Source organism: Nostoc sp., assembly GCF_036917455.1.
In the GTDB taxonomy this organism is placed as follows: Bacteria; Cyanobacteriota; Cyanobacteriia; order Cyanobacteriales; family Nostocaceae; genus Nostoc.
The window spans coordinates 44,285-60,865 of sequence record NZ_JBALDK010000251.1; the positions used below are offsets into that span (position 1 = coordinate 44,285).

The window sequence follows — 16,581 nt, forward strand, 5'->3', positions numbered from 1 at the left end:
AATTGCGGAGTGGTTTCACGATGTTGGATTATAAGTTATTAAAAAATAATAAAAAATATACTTTAATTCGCCATCGTTGGCTAGTAATTTTCCTGGTTTTAATAACTGCGATCGCAATAATTATCTATAATCAAACTAACTTAAAAATAAAAGCAACAGCAATATCTCAAGTTATTGTCTCTTTCCCAATTGAACCCACAACTTTTAATCCAGCTTTAATCGTAGAATCAGCTTATACTTTAACCTATACTTATGAGGGGCTAGTTAAAGAAAATGCACGGGGAGAAATTGAACCTTGTCTAGCTGAATCTTGGCAAACTTCTCTAGATAAAAAACAAGTAATTTACACCCTCAGAAAAGAGTTAAAATGGTCAGATGGAAAGCCACTAACTGCTGAAGATGTGGTTTTTACCTACAACGAAATTTATGCTAATCCAGCCATTCCTACTTATGCTAAAGACTTCTTCATAATTGGCAAGAATCGTACCTTTCCTACTGTACGAAAAATTGATAATTTGCGAGTTGAATTTACATTATCTGAACCATTTGCGCCATTTATCCGGGCTACAAAACTGGAAATTTTACCAGCCCATATTTTTCGGGAAACAGTCAAAATAAAAGACCAAGAAGGCAGACCTAAATTTATGTCTACTTGGGGCATTGATACTCCACCAAAAAATATTATTGTTAATGGCCCTTATACAATAGAATCTTATACTCCCAGCCAGCGAATAATTTTCCGAAAAAATCCTTATTACTGGCGTAAAGATACTCAAGGCAATTCGCAACCTTATATTGAGCGTGTGATTGGGGAAATTATTCCTAGTCAAGATACTTCTTTAATCCAATTCCGTTCTGGAGGATTAGATTACATCAGTGTTAATACCAATTATTTTTCATTATTAAAACATGAAGAAGCCAAAGGAAAGTTTACTATCTATAATGGCGGTCTTTTTATAGGGTCAACTGCCATTACTTTTAATCTTAATAAAGGTAGTAGGAATGGTCAACCACTGGTCGATCCTATCAAATCTCGTTGGTTTAATATAGTGGAATTTAGGCAAGCGATCGCACATGTAATTAATCGCCAAGAAATACTCAATAATATCTATAAGGGATTGGGTCAACTGCAAAATTCGCCGATTGCTGTACAGAGCAAGTATTATTTACCCGTCCAAGCAGGTTTAAAAGTCTATGAATACAATCTTCAAAAAGCGAAAGAATTACTGCTAAAAGCAGGTTTTAAATACAATAATCAAGGTCAGTTATTAGACGAGCAAGGAAATTTTGTGCGCTTTAGCCTCATGACGAATGCTAACAATAATATATTGCAGGCAATGGGAGTACTCATCAAACGAAATTTGAGTGATCTTGGCATAACTATTGATTTCAATCCTGTCGCTACTAGCATTTTCATCAACAAACTAACTCAAACTTTCGATTGGGAATGTCAAGTGCTTGAAGTTGCTGTCGGTCAAGAACCGAATGATTGGGCTAATGTTTGGTTGCCTGAAACTGGTTGGCACTTTTTTAATCAACAATCCCAAATAGGACAAACGCCGATAACAGGACGACAGGTATCAGATTGGGAACAGAAAATAGGTGATTTATACATTCAGGCAGCCTCTGAAGTGGATGAAGCAAAGCGTAAAGCTATATATGCAGAAACCCAACAAATTACTCAGGAGTATCTGCCATTCATTTATTTAGTTAACCCTTTATCAATGGTGGCAGTACGAAATCGTATCCAAGGTATTGAACACTCCGCCCTAATAGAAACATTTTGGAATTCTTACGACCTGAAACTGACTGAGATGAACTAAAGAGGATATCGTTTGTATGCAAATTCCTATCATTGATTTCAATGCTTTTCTTATAGGTGACTCAACGGCAAAAGAAGCTGTCGCTGCACAAATTTCTCTTGCTATTCATGAGGTCGGATGTTTCTACCTCAAAAATTATGGTATTCCTAATACTCTAATCGCTCAAGTATTTTCACAAACCGAGTGCTTTTTTGCACTACCGGAGCATGAAAAAGAACAAGTATCTTTCTTTCCAGACCGGAATCTTCGCGGATACCATAATTTTAAAAAAAGTGAAGATAAACACAACGCTAATGAACTAATGACTGAAGGGTTTCATTTTGGCAAAGAAATTACTTCCGATGAAGTTGGTGGGATTGAAGATCCTTTCTTTGAACCGAATAAATGGCCTAAAAATCCTACTCAGTTTCATAAAGTGATGATGGAATTTTTCGCCGGTTGTCACGAAAGCGCCTTGAAAGTATTCCAGGCTTTGGCTATTTCTCTGAGAATTCCAGAAGATTATTTTACAAATTTATATTCAGAGCAAAATCACGGCATAGTTTTGCATCACTACCCATCTATATATCAACCTCCAGAACTAGGAAAAGTTAATCTTGCAGAACACACGGACATAGGTACTCTCACATTTTTGTTTCAAGATTCCGAAGGTTTAGAAGTATATACAAATACTGGAAAATGGGTTGTAGCGCCCTTCATTCCTGATGCAATTATCGTATTGGTTGCAGATTTAATGCAGCGATGGACAAACGATAAATTTTGCGCCACACGTCATCGAGTTATAGTCCCAACTCAATCTCACAGTGCTAAACAAAGGTACTCATGCGCCTTTTTTACAGGCCCCAATTACGATGCTCCAATTAACACAATTCCGACTTGCTTAGATATAGATGAAGTACCCAAGTATCCACCAATTCTTGCCCATGAATATTTCAAGCAGCCAAAAGGATAGCTACGGACTATAGATAATAAATGGACAAATTACAATTACTAGCAAAGTCAAAACCTCCAACTTGGTTAAAAATTTTGGTAATTAGCCTGATTGGGTTAGGTATTTTCTTTCGCTTTACCCATTTGGGACAAAAAGTGTATTGGTATGACGAATTTGCGACATCGCTGGCAATATCTGGTCATACGCTAGCTGAGGTTAAACAAGAGATTTTTAGCAATTTGAGCAATAATGAAGGCGTAATTCCTATTATCACTTTAGACAAATATCAACACATTAACCCAGATCGAAATGTGGCTGATACAGTTCGCTACTTAATAACTTCAGACCCACAACATCCACCTTTGTATTATGTGATGGTGAGATTATGGGCGCAAGTATTTGGGGATTTCCCTGCGGCAGTTAGGAGTTTATCAGCAGTAATTAGTCTGTTGGTGTTTCCTAGTGTGTATTGGCTATGTTTAGAGTTGTTTGAATCAGTACTAGTTGGGTGGGTGGGAATGGCTATAATGGCGATTTCTCCGTTGCAGATTTTCTTTGCCCAAGATGCACGAGAATACGGTTTATGGATGGTGACGATTCTAGTATCAAGTGCTGCTTTATTGCGAGCTATTCGCCGAGAAAATTACTTGAGTTGGGCTGTATATACTCTCACTCTAGCCTTGGGATTTTACACCCATCTATTAACAGCAATGGTTGCGATCGCTCATTGCATATATGTGGTTATTAGGCAACAGTTTCGCTTCAACAAAACTCTGCGTAATTATTTACTGAGTTCCATAGCAGCTTGCTTGATATTTTTACCCTGGCTAATGGTAATCATTACCCAGATTCATACAGCAACAAATCTCTTGTCATGGATCGCATTTAAAACAGATAGTCCTTTCGACCTAATTGGCATTTGGCTCAGTCGGATTAGCAGAATATTTTTTGATTTTAATTTGGCTTCTGATGATGCTTGGGTCAAAAATTTATCTGCGGAAAGCTCTTTATACTATAGTATTCCTACGATAATAGCTAGTTTGATTTTAATAATTTATATGATTATTTTTCTTATAAATTATCTCTCAACTAATACTAGTTTTTTTATTGTTTTATTAGGGGGATTTCCAGGATTAACATTGCTTTTCTACGACCTAATTTTTGGAGGAATTCGCTCTATTCATTTTCGCTATCAGTTACCGTTATACCTCAGCATCCAAATTGCTGTAATGTATATTTTAGCTTTCCATCTTTTCTTGGCGAAAAACTTGCAGAAAAACCTTTGGCAAGTCATTGTGGTAGGGTTACTCATCTCTGGGCTAGTTTCTAATGTTAGATTTTTTCAGTCTGAAACTTGGTGGCCACAAATAGGTGGCAAGAATTTGCTAGCAATGAGTCAACGTATTAATCAATCTAATAATAATATTTTATTGATAAGTAATAAAAATGATTATAACTTGGGAGTTATCCTCACATTAAGTCATAATTTAGAGCCAAAAGTTGGCTTAGTTACAATCCAAAACGACCAGTTACCAATAATGGCTAAAGATTATAAATCGATTTTTTTTGTTGACGACCTGGAAAATAGTTTAGCTCATCAACTTGAAAAGGATAAGACTAATTCACTGAAATTAGTCTACCCGCTTGAAGGATTTTGGCAACTCGATAAAAAAAACTAAGAGAGGAGAAAATGAATGAAGCAATATCTTGAATGTTTTAATATTATTTTTCTGAGGGATAAAGTCTAATTTTATCTTCATTCGGCGCTTTTTAGTCGGTTTATTCGCTTTGCAGTCGTTGGTTTTAGTGGAGTATTTATAGACTTGGGGGCATTCTATTTTTTACATAACTCATTATGTTTGGCGTTAACTCTGAGTGCAATGCTTTCCACAGAAATAGCAATTATTAATAATTTTCTATGGAATGATTTATGGACATTTAGTGATGTGTCTTTTCAACAAAAAATCAGTCAAAAGTTACAACGTTTTGTCAAGTTTAATCTTATTTGTTTAATTGGGCTTATTTTCAATAGCCTAATTGTAAGTTGGCTATTTTATCAATTCCAAGTGAATGAATATATAGCTAAATTAGTAGCGATCGCTTGTGTGACACTTTGGAATTTCTGGCTCAACCTGAAGGTGAACTGGCAATTAACAAAGACAGAAGTAAAAGTAGATGTAGTTGTAGATATTTAAGAAAAAATTATGTTAAGACCACTTATGATGTTTGGGTATAGTTTAATTTTTCTAATTACTATATTTGTTTCTTCGGTATTATTAAATACAGTTCTACCTTATTCTAAGACTATTCAAAATCTTGGTGAAATTGGCGTTAAATGGCAATATTTTACTGAGCATAAGGATGATTATAATGCTATCTTTCTGGGGCCAAGTACTACTTACTTTGGCGTAGTCCCGAAAGTATTTGATGAATACATGACAAAAGAGGGTAAGAGTGTCAAATCTTTCAACTTTGGTATCGCAGGCGCAAACGTATCAGAACTAGATTTTTACTTACAAAAAATTCTAGATTTAAAGCCAGCAAACTTAAAGTGGATATTTCTAGACTGTTCAGTTGACTTATTTACCAACTTTGGTTCTACTTCTGCTCAGGAGATATACTGGCATACTCCTCGTAAAACCATAGAAAATTTTCAATTAATTTGGGAATCATCAATCGATAACTGGCAAGTAAAAGTTCCATATATATACGCTAACTTTCAAAGCTTTATCTATCGATGGCTAGGTCTTGGTCAGCTTTCTACTTTCTGGCAAGAAAAAATATTAAATTTAGATTTATCAAATGCAGATCCCTTAGCAAAAGTATCCGAAGATAGACTATTACAAGAATCTGGATATTACGCAATAGATTGGCAAAAAAAAGCTGAGAAATGGCAGACTCTATTCCGAACAAATGGTTTGGATACTTATCTAAAAAATCTCAAAATTGAACAAACAAAATTAGCAAATTTAACTTCAAAAAGCACATTTAATAAGACATCCACAATATATGGAGTAAAAATGATGGAAAATATTTCTTCCCAAATTGAAAAACAGCAGCAAATTAATAACAAAAAACTTGAAGCTATATTTTTTATCCCTCCACTTCTAGAGGCTGATTCTAACTACTCTGCTCTTTACAAAGCATACTATTCAGGATATATAGATACTTTATTTGCTTTTAATAATGTCAATATTTTTACTAATTTGTATGAATTAAATCGTAGAATTGATAGCGCACATCTTAATCACCAAGGCGCTCAAGAATTCACACTTTTACTGGCATCAAGATTTACTGAGTATTTAAATAATTCAGGGCAAAAAGTTGCAAATAGCCAGTTTCTATCACATAATCATTAGCTCAATGTAAATAAAGATGGTATTCACAGAATTTCGGTTTGTATTCTTTTTTGTGATTGTTTTCTGCATCTATTGGGCTTTGCAGAAACATAATCATCGTAAGTTGTGGTTGCTAATCTGTAGTTATATCTTTTATAGTGCTTGGGATTGGCGCTTCCTTTTTTTGCTCTTGTTATCGACAGTTGTTGATTACTTTGCTGGTTTAATGCTATCTAGACCACAGGTTAGTGATTTACTAGGACAGGAAATTCCCACCAATGAGGTAATAGAAAAAGCAAAAACTCCAAATTTTTGGAATTGGGATGCCTTGCTGAATAAGCCACAGAATCAACAGCAGCGTCAAGCATGGTTGATACTTAGTTTAGTAGCAAATTTAGGAATATTAGGGTTTTTTAAGTACTATAACTTTTTCACTGAGTCTGCTGCCAACTTATTAAGTTTTTTGGGTTTACCTATAAGCCTGACAACCCTTAACATCATTCTCCCAGCAGGTATTAGTTTTTACACGTTTCAAACTCTGAGTTATTCCCTTGATATCTATCTAGGTAAACTCAAACCTGTGAGAAATTTTTGGGATTTTTCTCTATTTGTAACTTTTTTCCCTCAACTAGTTGCGGGGCCTATCGTCCGTGCATCTACTTTTTTGCCCCAACTATTAACCCCAAAAAGCTTAAGTGAGGTTGATTTTCGGGGGTGTTTAATACTTTTTTTCGTAGGGTATTTCAAGAAAGCCTGCATTTCGGATAATCTTTCTCCTTTAATAGAACAGTATTTCACGAATCCAGAGAATTATACTTTCTTGAGTTGTTGGATTGCTGTTATTTCTTTCGTAATCCAGATATACTGTGACTTTTCTGGTTATTCAGATATGGCGATCGCTTCTGCCGGTTTACTTGGATACAAACTACCTCTGAACTTTAATTTCCCCTACCTTTCCGGTAATATCACTGAGTTGTGGCAACGTTGGCACATTACCCTCTACAGTTGGTTGCGAGATTATGTCTATTTTTCTTTAATGAAAAAGCGGCCAAAGGCTGAACGAACAGAACTGTTTGGGTATAAAAATCTTCTCATTTTAATGCTTCTATCAGGACTCTGGCATGGAGCTGCTTGGCATTTTGTAATTTGGGGTGGATTAAATGGAATCGCCTTAGTTGTTCACAAGCAATGGTTATCTCGAATTGCTTCCTATAAAGGATTGCTACCACTCAGAAAGCTGCTAGGTATTCCCCTAACAATGTATTGGTTTTGTGCCTCTGCCATCTTCTTTCGGAGTAACGATCTTAGTAGCGCTATACAAGTAGAAAAATCATTTTTATTCTTGACTTCTCTTGGCTCTGAAAACTTAAATCTCCAAGTTGCATGGACTTTTGCACCTTTAATTATGCTCCACTGGGCGGCTTATAAGGGTTGGTTTGCCGATTGGTGGCGTAAAATTCCTAGTTGGAGTTTTGCTGTTTGTTTTGGGGTGTTGGTTTCAGCAATATTTCGGTTGATAGCAATCAATCCTCAACCCTTTGTTTACTTTCAGTTTTAGTGTTTGATTATTCTTTTACTGTCAAAAGAGTAGTTAATTTTTTAACGAACCACAGAGGCGCAGAGAACACAGAGGAAGAGAGAAAATAGGTATTTTTTTAATTACAAATTACGAATTATGAGCAAACTGCAAATAATTAAAAATAAAAATATTGAATCTATTTACCCTCTTTCTCCTATGCAACAGGGTATGCTTTTTCATACTCTGCACGAGCCAGAATCAGGAGTATATCTTGAGCAGTTCTGCCTCACGCTCTCTGGCAATTTAGATATTACACTGCTTCAGCAGGCTTGTGTGCGAGTAATGAAACGTCACCCCGTTTTGCGTACCCTTGTGGTTTGGGAAAAGCAGGAAAAGCCTCTCCAGGTAGTATGTAAGCAAGTGGAGTTGCCTTGGCAGAACTATGATTGGCGTTCCTTATCTGCAAAAGAACAACAAGAGCGCCTAGAAGCTTTCTTACAAATAGATCGAGTCCAAGGTTTCGTCTTTGATAAAGCTCCACTTATGCGATTTGGCTTAATTCAAATCGCTGATGATACTTACGAATTTGTTTGGAGCTTTCATCACTTGCTAATTGATGGCTGGAGTTGGCCAATTCTCTGCAAAGAAGTCTTTGCTTTTTATAATGCTTTAGTTAAAGGCGAATACTTATATTTAAATACTCCCCGTCCTTACCGAGATTATATTAATTGGTTACAGCAACAAGATTTAAAAGCAGCAAAAACATTTTGGCAGCAACAGCTTCATGGCTTTACTAGCCCTACCCGTTTGCAACTAAATCGGGGTGAGGTGCTAAATTCTCCCCAGTCAAAAACTTACCACGAGCAGCACTACTGTTTGTCGGCAACTATAACTGCTGCTTTACAGTCCCAGGCACAGCAGTATCATCTGACACTTTCAACTTTCGTCCAAGCAGCTTGGGCAATTTTACTTAGTCGCTACATTGATGAGTCTGAACTGGTATTTGGCGCAACTGTATCTGGTCGTCCTCCCACATTATCGGGGGTAGAATCTATGGTGGGACTATTCATTAATACCCTACCAGTACGGGTGAAAGTACCAACAGCAACTCCTTTATGGCAATGGCTGAGGCAATTGCAAACTCAACAGGTGGAGCGATCGCACTATTCTTGGTTTCCATTAGTAGAAATTCAGGCTATTAGTGAAATTCCCCCAGAATTACCACTGTTTGAAAGTATTGTGGTGTTTGAGAATTACCCACAAGATACGTCTTTATCAAATCTAGGTAGCACTATCCAGATTAGCAAACGACGAGTCATTGAACAAACAAATTATCCGCTCACAGTCATCGCCGTACCAGGACAAGAATTGTCTCTACGCATTCTTTATGATGGTAGCCGCTTTGATGGGGAAACAATTAACCGGATGATGGGACATCTTGTGACTTTGTTAGAGGGTATGGTTAGTAACGTCGAGCAGACGGTAGCAGAGATACCCATGCTAACTGCTGCCGAACAGCGTCAACTTTTAGTATGGAATAATACCCAAACAGATTATCCCAATAAATGTATCGCTCAGTTGTTTGAAGAACAGGTGGAACGAACACCGGATGTAGTAGCGGTTTCGTTTCAATCCCAACAACTGACTTACCAGCAGTTAAATTGTCAGGCTAACCAGTTAGCGCACCATCTGCTAAAACTTGGGGTAAAACCAGAAGTGCGGGTTGGGATTTGCGTTGAGCGCTCTTTATTGATGGTTGTAGGACTGTTGGCAATCCTCAAAGCTGGTGGTGCTTACGTACCTTTAGATCCGCGATCGCCCCAAGAACGCTTGACTTATATGTTGAGTAATTCTCAAGCCTCGGTATTGCTGACAGATTCATCAATTCCGTTATCTCAGCCGTCATTAAAAGTAGTTTCCTTAAATACATCGGATTTCTGCCAAAACAGTCAGGAAAATACTGTTAGTGGAGTGACACCAGAGAACTTGGCTTATGTCATGTATACTTCTGGCTCAACCGGCAAACCCAAAGGTGTAGCCATGAGTCACGGTTCTCTAGCGAACCTTTTACATTGGCAAATCAACGAAAGTGCTTTAAGCTGTGCCAAAACTTTGCAATTTGCTTCTATCACCTTTGATGTCTCTTTTCAAGAAATCTTCTCTACCTGGTGTAGCGGCGAAACCTTAATTTTAATTCCCGAAGAAGTACAGAAGGATGGGTTCGCATTATTAAAATTAATTGCCCAAGAAAAGGTAGAAAGACTGTTTTTGCCCTTCGTCGCCCTTCAGCAGTTAGCCAATGCTGCCTCTATTTCTAAATCCTATCCTGCATCTTTGCGCCAGATTATGACGGCAGGAGAACAGTTGCATATTACTCCTGATTTAGTCAACTTTTTTAGGGAGCTTCCTGGTTGTACGCTGCAAAATCAGTATGGCCCAACAGAGAGCCATGTAGTAACAAGTTTTACATTAAAAGATGCTACCAGCAGCTGGTCGCCACTTCCGCCTATTGGTCGAGCGATCGCAAATACGCAAATCTACATCCTTGACCGCCATCTGCAACCATTACCAATTGGAGTTCCCGGAGAACTGTATATTGGCAGCGTTGCGATCGCCAGAAGTTACATTAATTCCCCAGAATTAACAGCTGAGAAATTCATTGTTAAGGATGGGAATCGTTTGTATAAAACAGGCGATCGCGCTCGATATTTAGCTGATGGCAACATTGAATTTCTCGGTAGAATTGACAATCAAGTGAAGGTGCGAGGTTTTCGCATTGAACTGGGAGAAATTGAAACCGTACTCGTCGCACACCCGCAGGTAAAAGAAGCAGTAGTGAGCGCAAGAGTTGACCAACCAGGAAGCAAGCGCCTAGTCGCTTACATTGTCCTCAAACAGCATCTAGACACCAACGAATTGCTTTGTTACCTCAAACAGAAGTTACCCGAATATATGCTACCTTCTGCTTTTGTAAAGTTGCTGGATGCTCTACCTCTAACCAGCAGTGGCAAAACAGACCGCCGCGCTTTACCAGCACCTTTGAGTCGGGAAACACGTAACATCTCTACAGACTTGATCCCACCCCGGACTGCAACTGAAGAAGTTTTGACAGCAATCTGGAGTGATGTTTTAGGACTAGAAAAAGTTGGTATCCATGACAACTTTTTTGCATTAGGAGGGCATTCCCTATTAGCGATGCAAGTTATTGCTCGGTTGCGAGAAACCTTCAAAGTGGAGTTACCTATAAGCTGTCTGTTTGATTACCCGACAGTAGTCGAGCTAGATCGGCAGATTTCAGAATACCGCCAAAAAGAGGCAGAGGAGCAGGGGAGAAATAATCTCTCATCCCCCTGTGCCCCTGTGCCCTCTTGTAAAAATGACTTGACCCCATCTCTCAAACCAGTATCTCGAAACACAAAAGAGTTACCAATCTCTTTGACTCAACTTGAGTTTTGGATATTAGCTCAATTAAATCCGGGTATTCCCGTCTACAATATTCCCCTGGCTTATCGCCTGACAGGTTTACTCAACGTAAATGCCCTGGTGCAAAGCCTCGTGGAAATTGTCCGTCGTCATGAAGCTTTGCGGACTACTTTTGCGATCTGCGATCGGCAAGTTGTTCAGAAAATTGCTCAACAGCCCATATTGCCATTTTCGGCGGTAGACTTGCGAAAACTTTCTGAATCTAAAACTGAGCGAAAGGCTCTGGCTCAAAGATTTGTGAATGAGGAAAAAAACCAGCCTTTCGATCTAGAACAAAGCCCGTTGTTACGCATCAAGCTGCTGCGGCTCTCTGATGCGGAGCATTTACTCATAGTAACTATCCATCATCTAGTTTTTGATGGTTGGTCTGTAGGTGTGTTTTTACAAGAGCTAACAAAATTATACGAAGCATTTTGTCACGGTCAGCCCTCACCACTTCCCGATTTGCCCATTCAATATGCTGACTTTGCCCATTGGCAACAGCAGTGGGTTGCTCGTCCTGCTTTCGTGTCTAACCTTAACTACTGGAAGCAGCAACTAGGCAATAGCACACTTTTACTACAGTTACCTACGGATCGTCCGCGATCGCCAGTCCGAACTTTTGAAGGTGCAAGTCAAACTTTCATCATCCCTAAAAGCTTAACAAATGCTCTGAAAAATTTGAGCCAACAGCACAATGTAACTCTATTCGTGACTCTGCTAACAGCTTTCAAAATAGTGCTGTTCTATTACACCGGACAGTCAGATATTATCGTGGGTACTCCTTTTGCTAATCGCCAGCAAGTGGAAACTAAAGAACTTATTGGATGCTTTATTAATACATTACCAATACGTACATATCTGGGCGGCAATCCAAGCCTGAGCGAGTTGCTGTATCGGGTGCGGGGGTGTTTTTTAGACGCTGGCGATCGCCAACAAATCCCCTTCGTGAAGTTAGTAGAAGCACTACAGTCAAAAGGAGAACCAAGCCACTCTTTGCTATATCAAGTGATGTTTAACTTTTTGCCTCCATCAGATTTAAAACTGACAAATTTAACTGTTCGTTCCTGGTCAATTGAAACTAATACAGCAGAATTTGATTGGGATATTTATCTTCAACAAACAACATTAGGAAGCATTGAAGGGAAATGGTGTTACAAAATCGATTTGTTTGATGCTAATACTATTAGCCGTGCAGTAACTCAGTTTTTAGTATTGCTTGAACTGCTAATTACTAATTCAGAATGTAGCCTGAGTGACCTTTCCCTATTATTTAATCGGCATAATTCTCAATGCCGTGCAATGTAGGTCTTCAGAAAAATAAGGACTAAAGTCCTGACTACAAACTTTATTTCCTTGTTCCCTTCTTACACCAGTAAGTTCAGTAATAAAATCGGATTGCTATATATGTCAGACGTACAGATTATGGAAAAAACAAGACTGACTGCTTTACGGGAAATGCGATTGTTTATGATTGTTTGGGTAGGACAATTGATCGCCTTGATTGGTTATAGTACTACTGCATTTGCCTTAGATATCTGGGTTTATAATCGCACTGGGTCAGTTACCCAGTTTGCTTTAGTCTCCCTATTCAATACTCTACCGCTAATCTTAATTTCCCCGATCGCTGGGTCTCTGGTAGATAAGTGGGATCGTCGAAAGACAATGATTATCGCTGATGTCTTGGCGTGCTTGGGAACGATCGCGATCGGCGTTTTATTTGTTATGGGTCAGTTGGAAGTATGGCACATTTACCTAGCTAATACCTTCACTGCTATTTTCATGGCTTTTCACACACCTGCTTATACAGCATCTACAGTCTTACTAGTGCCAAAACAGCACCTTAATCGTGCTAACGGTCTGATGAGTCTGATGTTTGGCATTTCCATAATCATTGCACCAACTCTTGGAGGTGTTCTACTCAACATTGTCAATTTCCAAGGGATTATTTTGCTTCACGTAACCACTGTATTGATTGCTGTTGTCTCCTTGATGCTGGTGAGATTCCCCCAAGTCAACACGAGTGATGTTGCAACTGCAAAAAGTTCATTTCTGAGTGAAGCAACTTATGGATTTAAATATTTGATCACTCGACCAGGATTGTTAGGACTGGTGCTATTCTCAGCTTCTAGCCTTTATCTTGTGGGAGGTATTAATGTTATCACCATACCTTTAGTATTAAATTTTGCTTCAGTAAGTGTTCTGGGAACTATTCTTTCGCTATTTGGTATTGCTCTTCTAATAGGCGGCTTGCTCGTGAGCATCTGGGGAGGACTAGAACGCAACATTTATGCGATATACGGATGTATGCTTTTGAATGGTGTATTTCTTCTCGTCGCGGGTTTGCAATCCTCTCTTGTCACCTTCACTGTTAGCATCTTTTTATTCTCCCTGACACAACCGATCGTTTCCAGTTCTACGCAAGCCGTGATGCAAAATAAAGTAGAACCTAGCGTGCAAGGTAGAGTTTTTGCAATCAAAGGAGCAATTGAAGCAACCGCTTTACCTCTAGGCTACATCACAATTGGGCCTTTAGCCGAGAAGGTTTTTGAACCCTTAATGGCTACTGATGGTTTTTTGGCAGGAAGCATCGGACAAATCATCGGTGTTGGATCGGGTCGTGGAATGGGACTTCTACTAATGATTATGGGAGTCTTGACCATTTTAGAAACCTCTATTGCCTACTTGTACCCTCGCCTACGGTTTGTAGAAGATGAACTCCCTAATGTTAATAATGCAGTTGCGATGGCTGCTGATACACCTTCTAGCAAGAATGACGCAGTTTCTTTGCTATCCTAAATTTGGCGTTGCATAGTGGTAGTTGATTCAAAGCTCTACTATTTTCCAAATATTATTTGATTTTTCAAAATAGGTAATTGTTAATTTAATTCATAAATTGCAAAAACTTTGTATATAGATTCAATGTTTATGATATATAGCAATAGCCAAGGTTGTTAGGACATCAACAGATGATGAAACTTAAACGCAAAAAGAATTTTTACCCAGTCACTAGTCCCCAGTCCCTTGCTATACGTCAAATTGTGTATTGTTTAATAGTTTAATTTTTCTGTATTTCAATCAAAAAAAATGTTTAGTTTGTTTTAGAATATGGCAACCAAAGTCTCTCACGATCGCTCCTTAAAAAACGATCCTTCTCCATCCACTTTTAATAAGTTTTGGGATAATGTAAGAGCGATCGTTCAGCCTTACTGGTATCCAACAGAGTCCGGGGAAAGAGTATTTTCAGACGTGATTCGTATATGGGGGATGCTCATTCTCCTAATTTTATTAATAATCGCGCTGGTGGGCGTAACTGCCTTTAATAGCTTCGTTACCCGCTACATAACAGATGTCATTGAAGAGAAAGATTATCCTAACTTTATTAAGACGATAGTAGTTTTCGGCGCTGCTCTTGTCTGCATAACATTCTTAAACGGATTTTCTAAACTTGTCAGAAAAAAAATTGCTCTTGATTGGTACAAATGGTTAAATAATCACACATTATCAAAATATTTAAGCAATCGTGCCTATTATAGAATCAACTTTAGATCCGATGTTGATAACCCAGATCAACGAATATCTCAAGAAATCGAACCCATTACCAGTAATGCTCTCTCGTTTTCAGCTACTTTCCTAGAAAAAGTCCTGGAAATGACAACTTTTTTAGTTATTCTTTGGTCAATTTCCCAATTTATTGCGATTGTTTTGATTATTTATACAATTGTAGGTAATTTGATTGCTATTTACTTAGGTCAAGAATTGAGTAAAATTAATCAAGAGGAACTAGAACTGAAGGCGGAATACAATTATTGCCTGACTCATGTTCGTAATCACGCTGAATCAATAGCTTTTTTTCAAGGAGAAAACCAAGAATCCAATATAATTCAACGAAGATTTAGTAATCTCTTGAGAAATGTCGAACGCAAGATTAATTGGGAGAACAATCAGGAACTTTTTGACGGAGCATATAAGTCTGCCATTCAAATATTCCCATATTTGGTACTCGCACCAATATATATGAGCGGTCAAGCTGATTTCGGAGAAGTTGTCCAAGCTAGTATCGCTTGTAATCAGTTTGCCTCAGCTATGGCAACATTAATTAGAGAATTTGGGAATTCAGGACGGTTTTCCAGTTATGTTGAGCGTTTATCTGAGTTTTCAGATGCTTTAGAAGCAGTTAGCAAACAACCCGAAAATGTCAGTATTATTAAAACAATAGAAGAAAATCATCTCGCTTTTGAGAATGTCACTTTACAAACGCCCAACTATGAACAGGTAATTGTTGAAGATTTGTCACTGTCTGTTCAGCCAGGAGAAGGTTTATTGATTGTTGGGCCTAGTGGTCGAGGTAAAAGTTCTCTATTGAGAGCGATCGCTGGTTTGTGGAACGCAGGAACAGGTCGTCTAGTGCGACCTCCTCTAGAAGAAGTCTTATTTTTGCCCCAACGTCCTTATATCATTTTGGGAACTTTGCGGCAACAGTTACTCTATCCTAAAACTAATCGTCAAATGACCGACGCAGAACTCAAAGAAGTTTTGCAACAAGTAAACCTGCAAAACTTACTAAGTCGAGTTGAAGGTTTTGATACTGAAGTTCCTTGGGAAAACATATTATCGCTAGGAGAACAACAACGCCTCGCTTTCGCACGCCTGTTAGTAACTCATCCAAGGTTCACCATATTAGATGAAGCAACAAGTGCCTTGGATTTGAAAAATGAAGGAAGTTTATATCAGCAGTTACAAGAGACGAAAACAACATTTATCAGTGTTGGGCATAGGGAAAGTTTATTTAATTATCATCAATGGGTTTTGGAACTTTCACAAGATTCTAGTTGGCAACTTTTGACCGTGCAAGATTATCAAAATCAGAAAACAATTACCCATAACTCTACTGAAAATACTCGCATTACTATAGACAGTTTGCCTAATAATGAATCCCAAAATCAATCAGAAATATTGACTCAAAAAACTACAATTGAAGGACTTTCTCATAAGGAAATAACTGAATTAACTTCTTATTCTATTAAGACGATTAGAAGTAAGGCAAGTAAAGGTGAGTCTATCACTACTAGGGACGGACTGACCTGCCACTATGACAAAGACTTAAAGGTGTGGAAATAGGTTAAACTCTAGCACGCACTTATTCTTTTTGGAACTGTAAATTACTCTAATTTGGAACATACAGCAGATTGTAAGTAAGTGAGGTACAGCAGGACTGATTCATCAAACATAAAGAGTTTCTTTCTAACTCCTGCCTCCTGCCTTGTTTCTTAGGAGAGGGCTAAACCTTCATTGACCAAAAGCTTGAAGTTGATTTGAAACGATATGAGAGCAAAGGCTGAACACACCAAGACTTGAGCCATTTAACAACTCGCCTTCCCAAAGTACGTAAGCGTTGAGAAGCTAACAAAAGGATACAGCACTTGCGTCTGTTATGAGGTACACTAAATTAAAATATAAATACCTTTAAATGAAGTCATACTCTGTCGAGCTTCGAGAAAAGATAGT

9 protein-coding genes are annotated in these 16,581 nt (G+C 38.2%); all 9 read left to right on the plus strand.

The features are described 5' to 3' along the window. Positions 1-20 precede the first annotated feature (20 nt). The 9 genes from V7K42_RS27580 (at position 21) to V7K42_RS27620 (ending at position 16,194) form a co-directional block, all read left to right on the plus strand. Positions 21-1,823 (plus strand): ABC transporter substrate-binding protein, encoded by a 1,803-nt coding sequence (locus V7K42_RS27580; RefSeq protein WP_334920726.1) that lies wholly within the window; start codon positions 21-23, stop codon positions 1,821-1,823. 16 nt (positions 1,824-1,839) lie between these two features. Then, the gene (locus tag V7K42_RS27585; protein WP_334920727.1) at positions 1,840-2,775 is read left to right on the plus strand and encodes an isopenicillin N synthase family dioxygenase; all 936 of its coding nucleotides are present in this window, start codon (positions 1,840-1,842) and stop codon (positions 2,773-2,775) included. Positions 2,776-2,795: 20 nt separating this feature from the next. Beyond that, positions 2,796-4,433 carry a glycosyltransferase family 39 protein gene (locus tag V7K42_RS27590; protein WP_334920729.1) on the plus strand — a complete coding sequence of 546 codons (1,638 nt, stop codon included), beginning with the start codon at positions 2,796-2,798 and terminating at the stop codon, positions 4,431-4,433. A gap of 102 nt (positions 4,434-4,535) precedes the next feature. Beyond that, a complete protein-coding gene (locus V7K42_RS27595) occupies positions 4,536-4,949 on the plus strand; it encodes a GtrA family protein (RefSeq protein WP_334920742.1) in 414 nt (137 codons plus the stop codon). Positions 4,950-4,958: 9 nt separating this feature from the next. Further along, positions 4,959-6,113, plus strand: a complete 1,155-nt coding sequence (locus V7K42_RS27600) for a hypothetical protein (RefSeq protein WP_334920731.1) — start codon at positions 4,959-4,961, stop codon at positions 6,111-6,113. A gap of 163 nt (positions 6,114-6,276) precedes the next feature. Continuing rightward, positions 6,277-7,650, plus strand: coding sequence for an MBOAT family O-acyltransferase (locus V7K42_RS27605; protein WP_334920733.1), 1,374 nt, complete (start codon positions 6,277-6,279; stop codon positions 7,648-7,650). A gap of 117 nt (positions 7,651-7,767) precedes the next feature. Beyond that, positions 7,768-12,381 carry an amino acid adenylation domain-containing protein gene (locus V7K42_RS27610; protein WP_334920735.1) on the plus strand — a complete coding sequence of 1,538 codons (4,614 nt, stop codon included), beginning with the start codon at positions 7,768-7,770 and terminating at the stop codon, positions 12,379-12,381. A 117-nt stretch (positions 12,382-12,498) separates the two neighbouring features. Continuing rightward, the gene (locus tag V7K42_RS27615; RefSeq protein ID WP_334920736.1) at positions 12,499-13,872 is read left to right on the plus strand and encodes an MFS transporter; all 1,374 of its coding nucleotides are present in this window, start codon (positions 12,499-12,501) and stop codon (positions 13,870-13,872) included. Positions 13,873-14,181: 309 nt separating this feature from the next. Next, a complete protein-coding gene (locus V7K42_RS27620; protein ID WP_334920738.1) occupies positions 14,182-16,194 on the plus strand; it encodes an ABC transporter ATP-binding protein/permease in 2,013 nt (670 codons plus the stop codon). Positions 16,195-16,581 lie beyond the last annotated feature (387 nt).

Coding starts and splice junctions, on each gene's coding strand:
- V7K42_RS27615 (WP_334920736.1), top strand. CDS start 12,499: ATGGAAAAAACAAGACTGACTGCTTTACGGGAAATGCGATTGTTTATG.
- V7K42_RS27585 (WP_334920727.1), top strand. CDS start 1,840: ATGCAAATTCCTATCATTGATTTCAATGCTTTTCTTATAGGTGACTCA.
- V7K42_RS27590 (WP_334920729.1), top strand. CDS start 2,796: ATGGACAAATTACAATTACTAGCAAAGTCAAAACCTCCAACTTGGTTA.
- V7K42_RS27600 (WP_334920731.1), top strand. CDS start 4,959: ATGTTAAGACCACTTATGATGTTTGGGTATAGTTTAATTTTTCTAATT.
- V7K42_RS27610 (WP_334920735.1), top strand. CDS start 7,768: ATGAGCAAACTGCAAATAATTAAAAATAAAAATATTGAATCTATTTAC.
- V7K42_RS27580 (WP_334920726.1), top strand. CDS start 21: ATGTTGGATTATAAGTTATTAAAAAATAATAAAAAATATACTTTAATT.
- V7K42_RS27620 (WP_334920738.1), top strand. CDS start 14,182: ATGGCAACCAAAGTCTCTCACGATCGCTCCTTAAAAAACGATCCTTCT.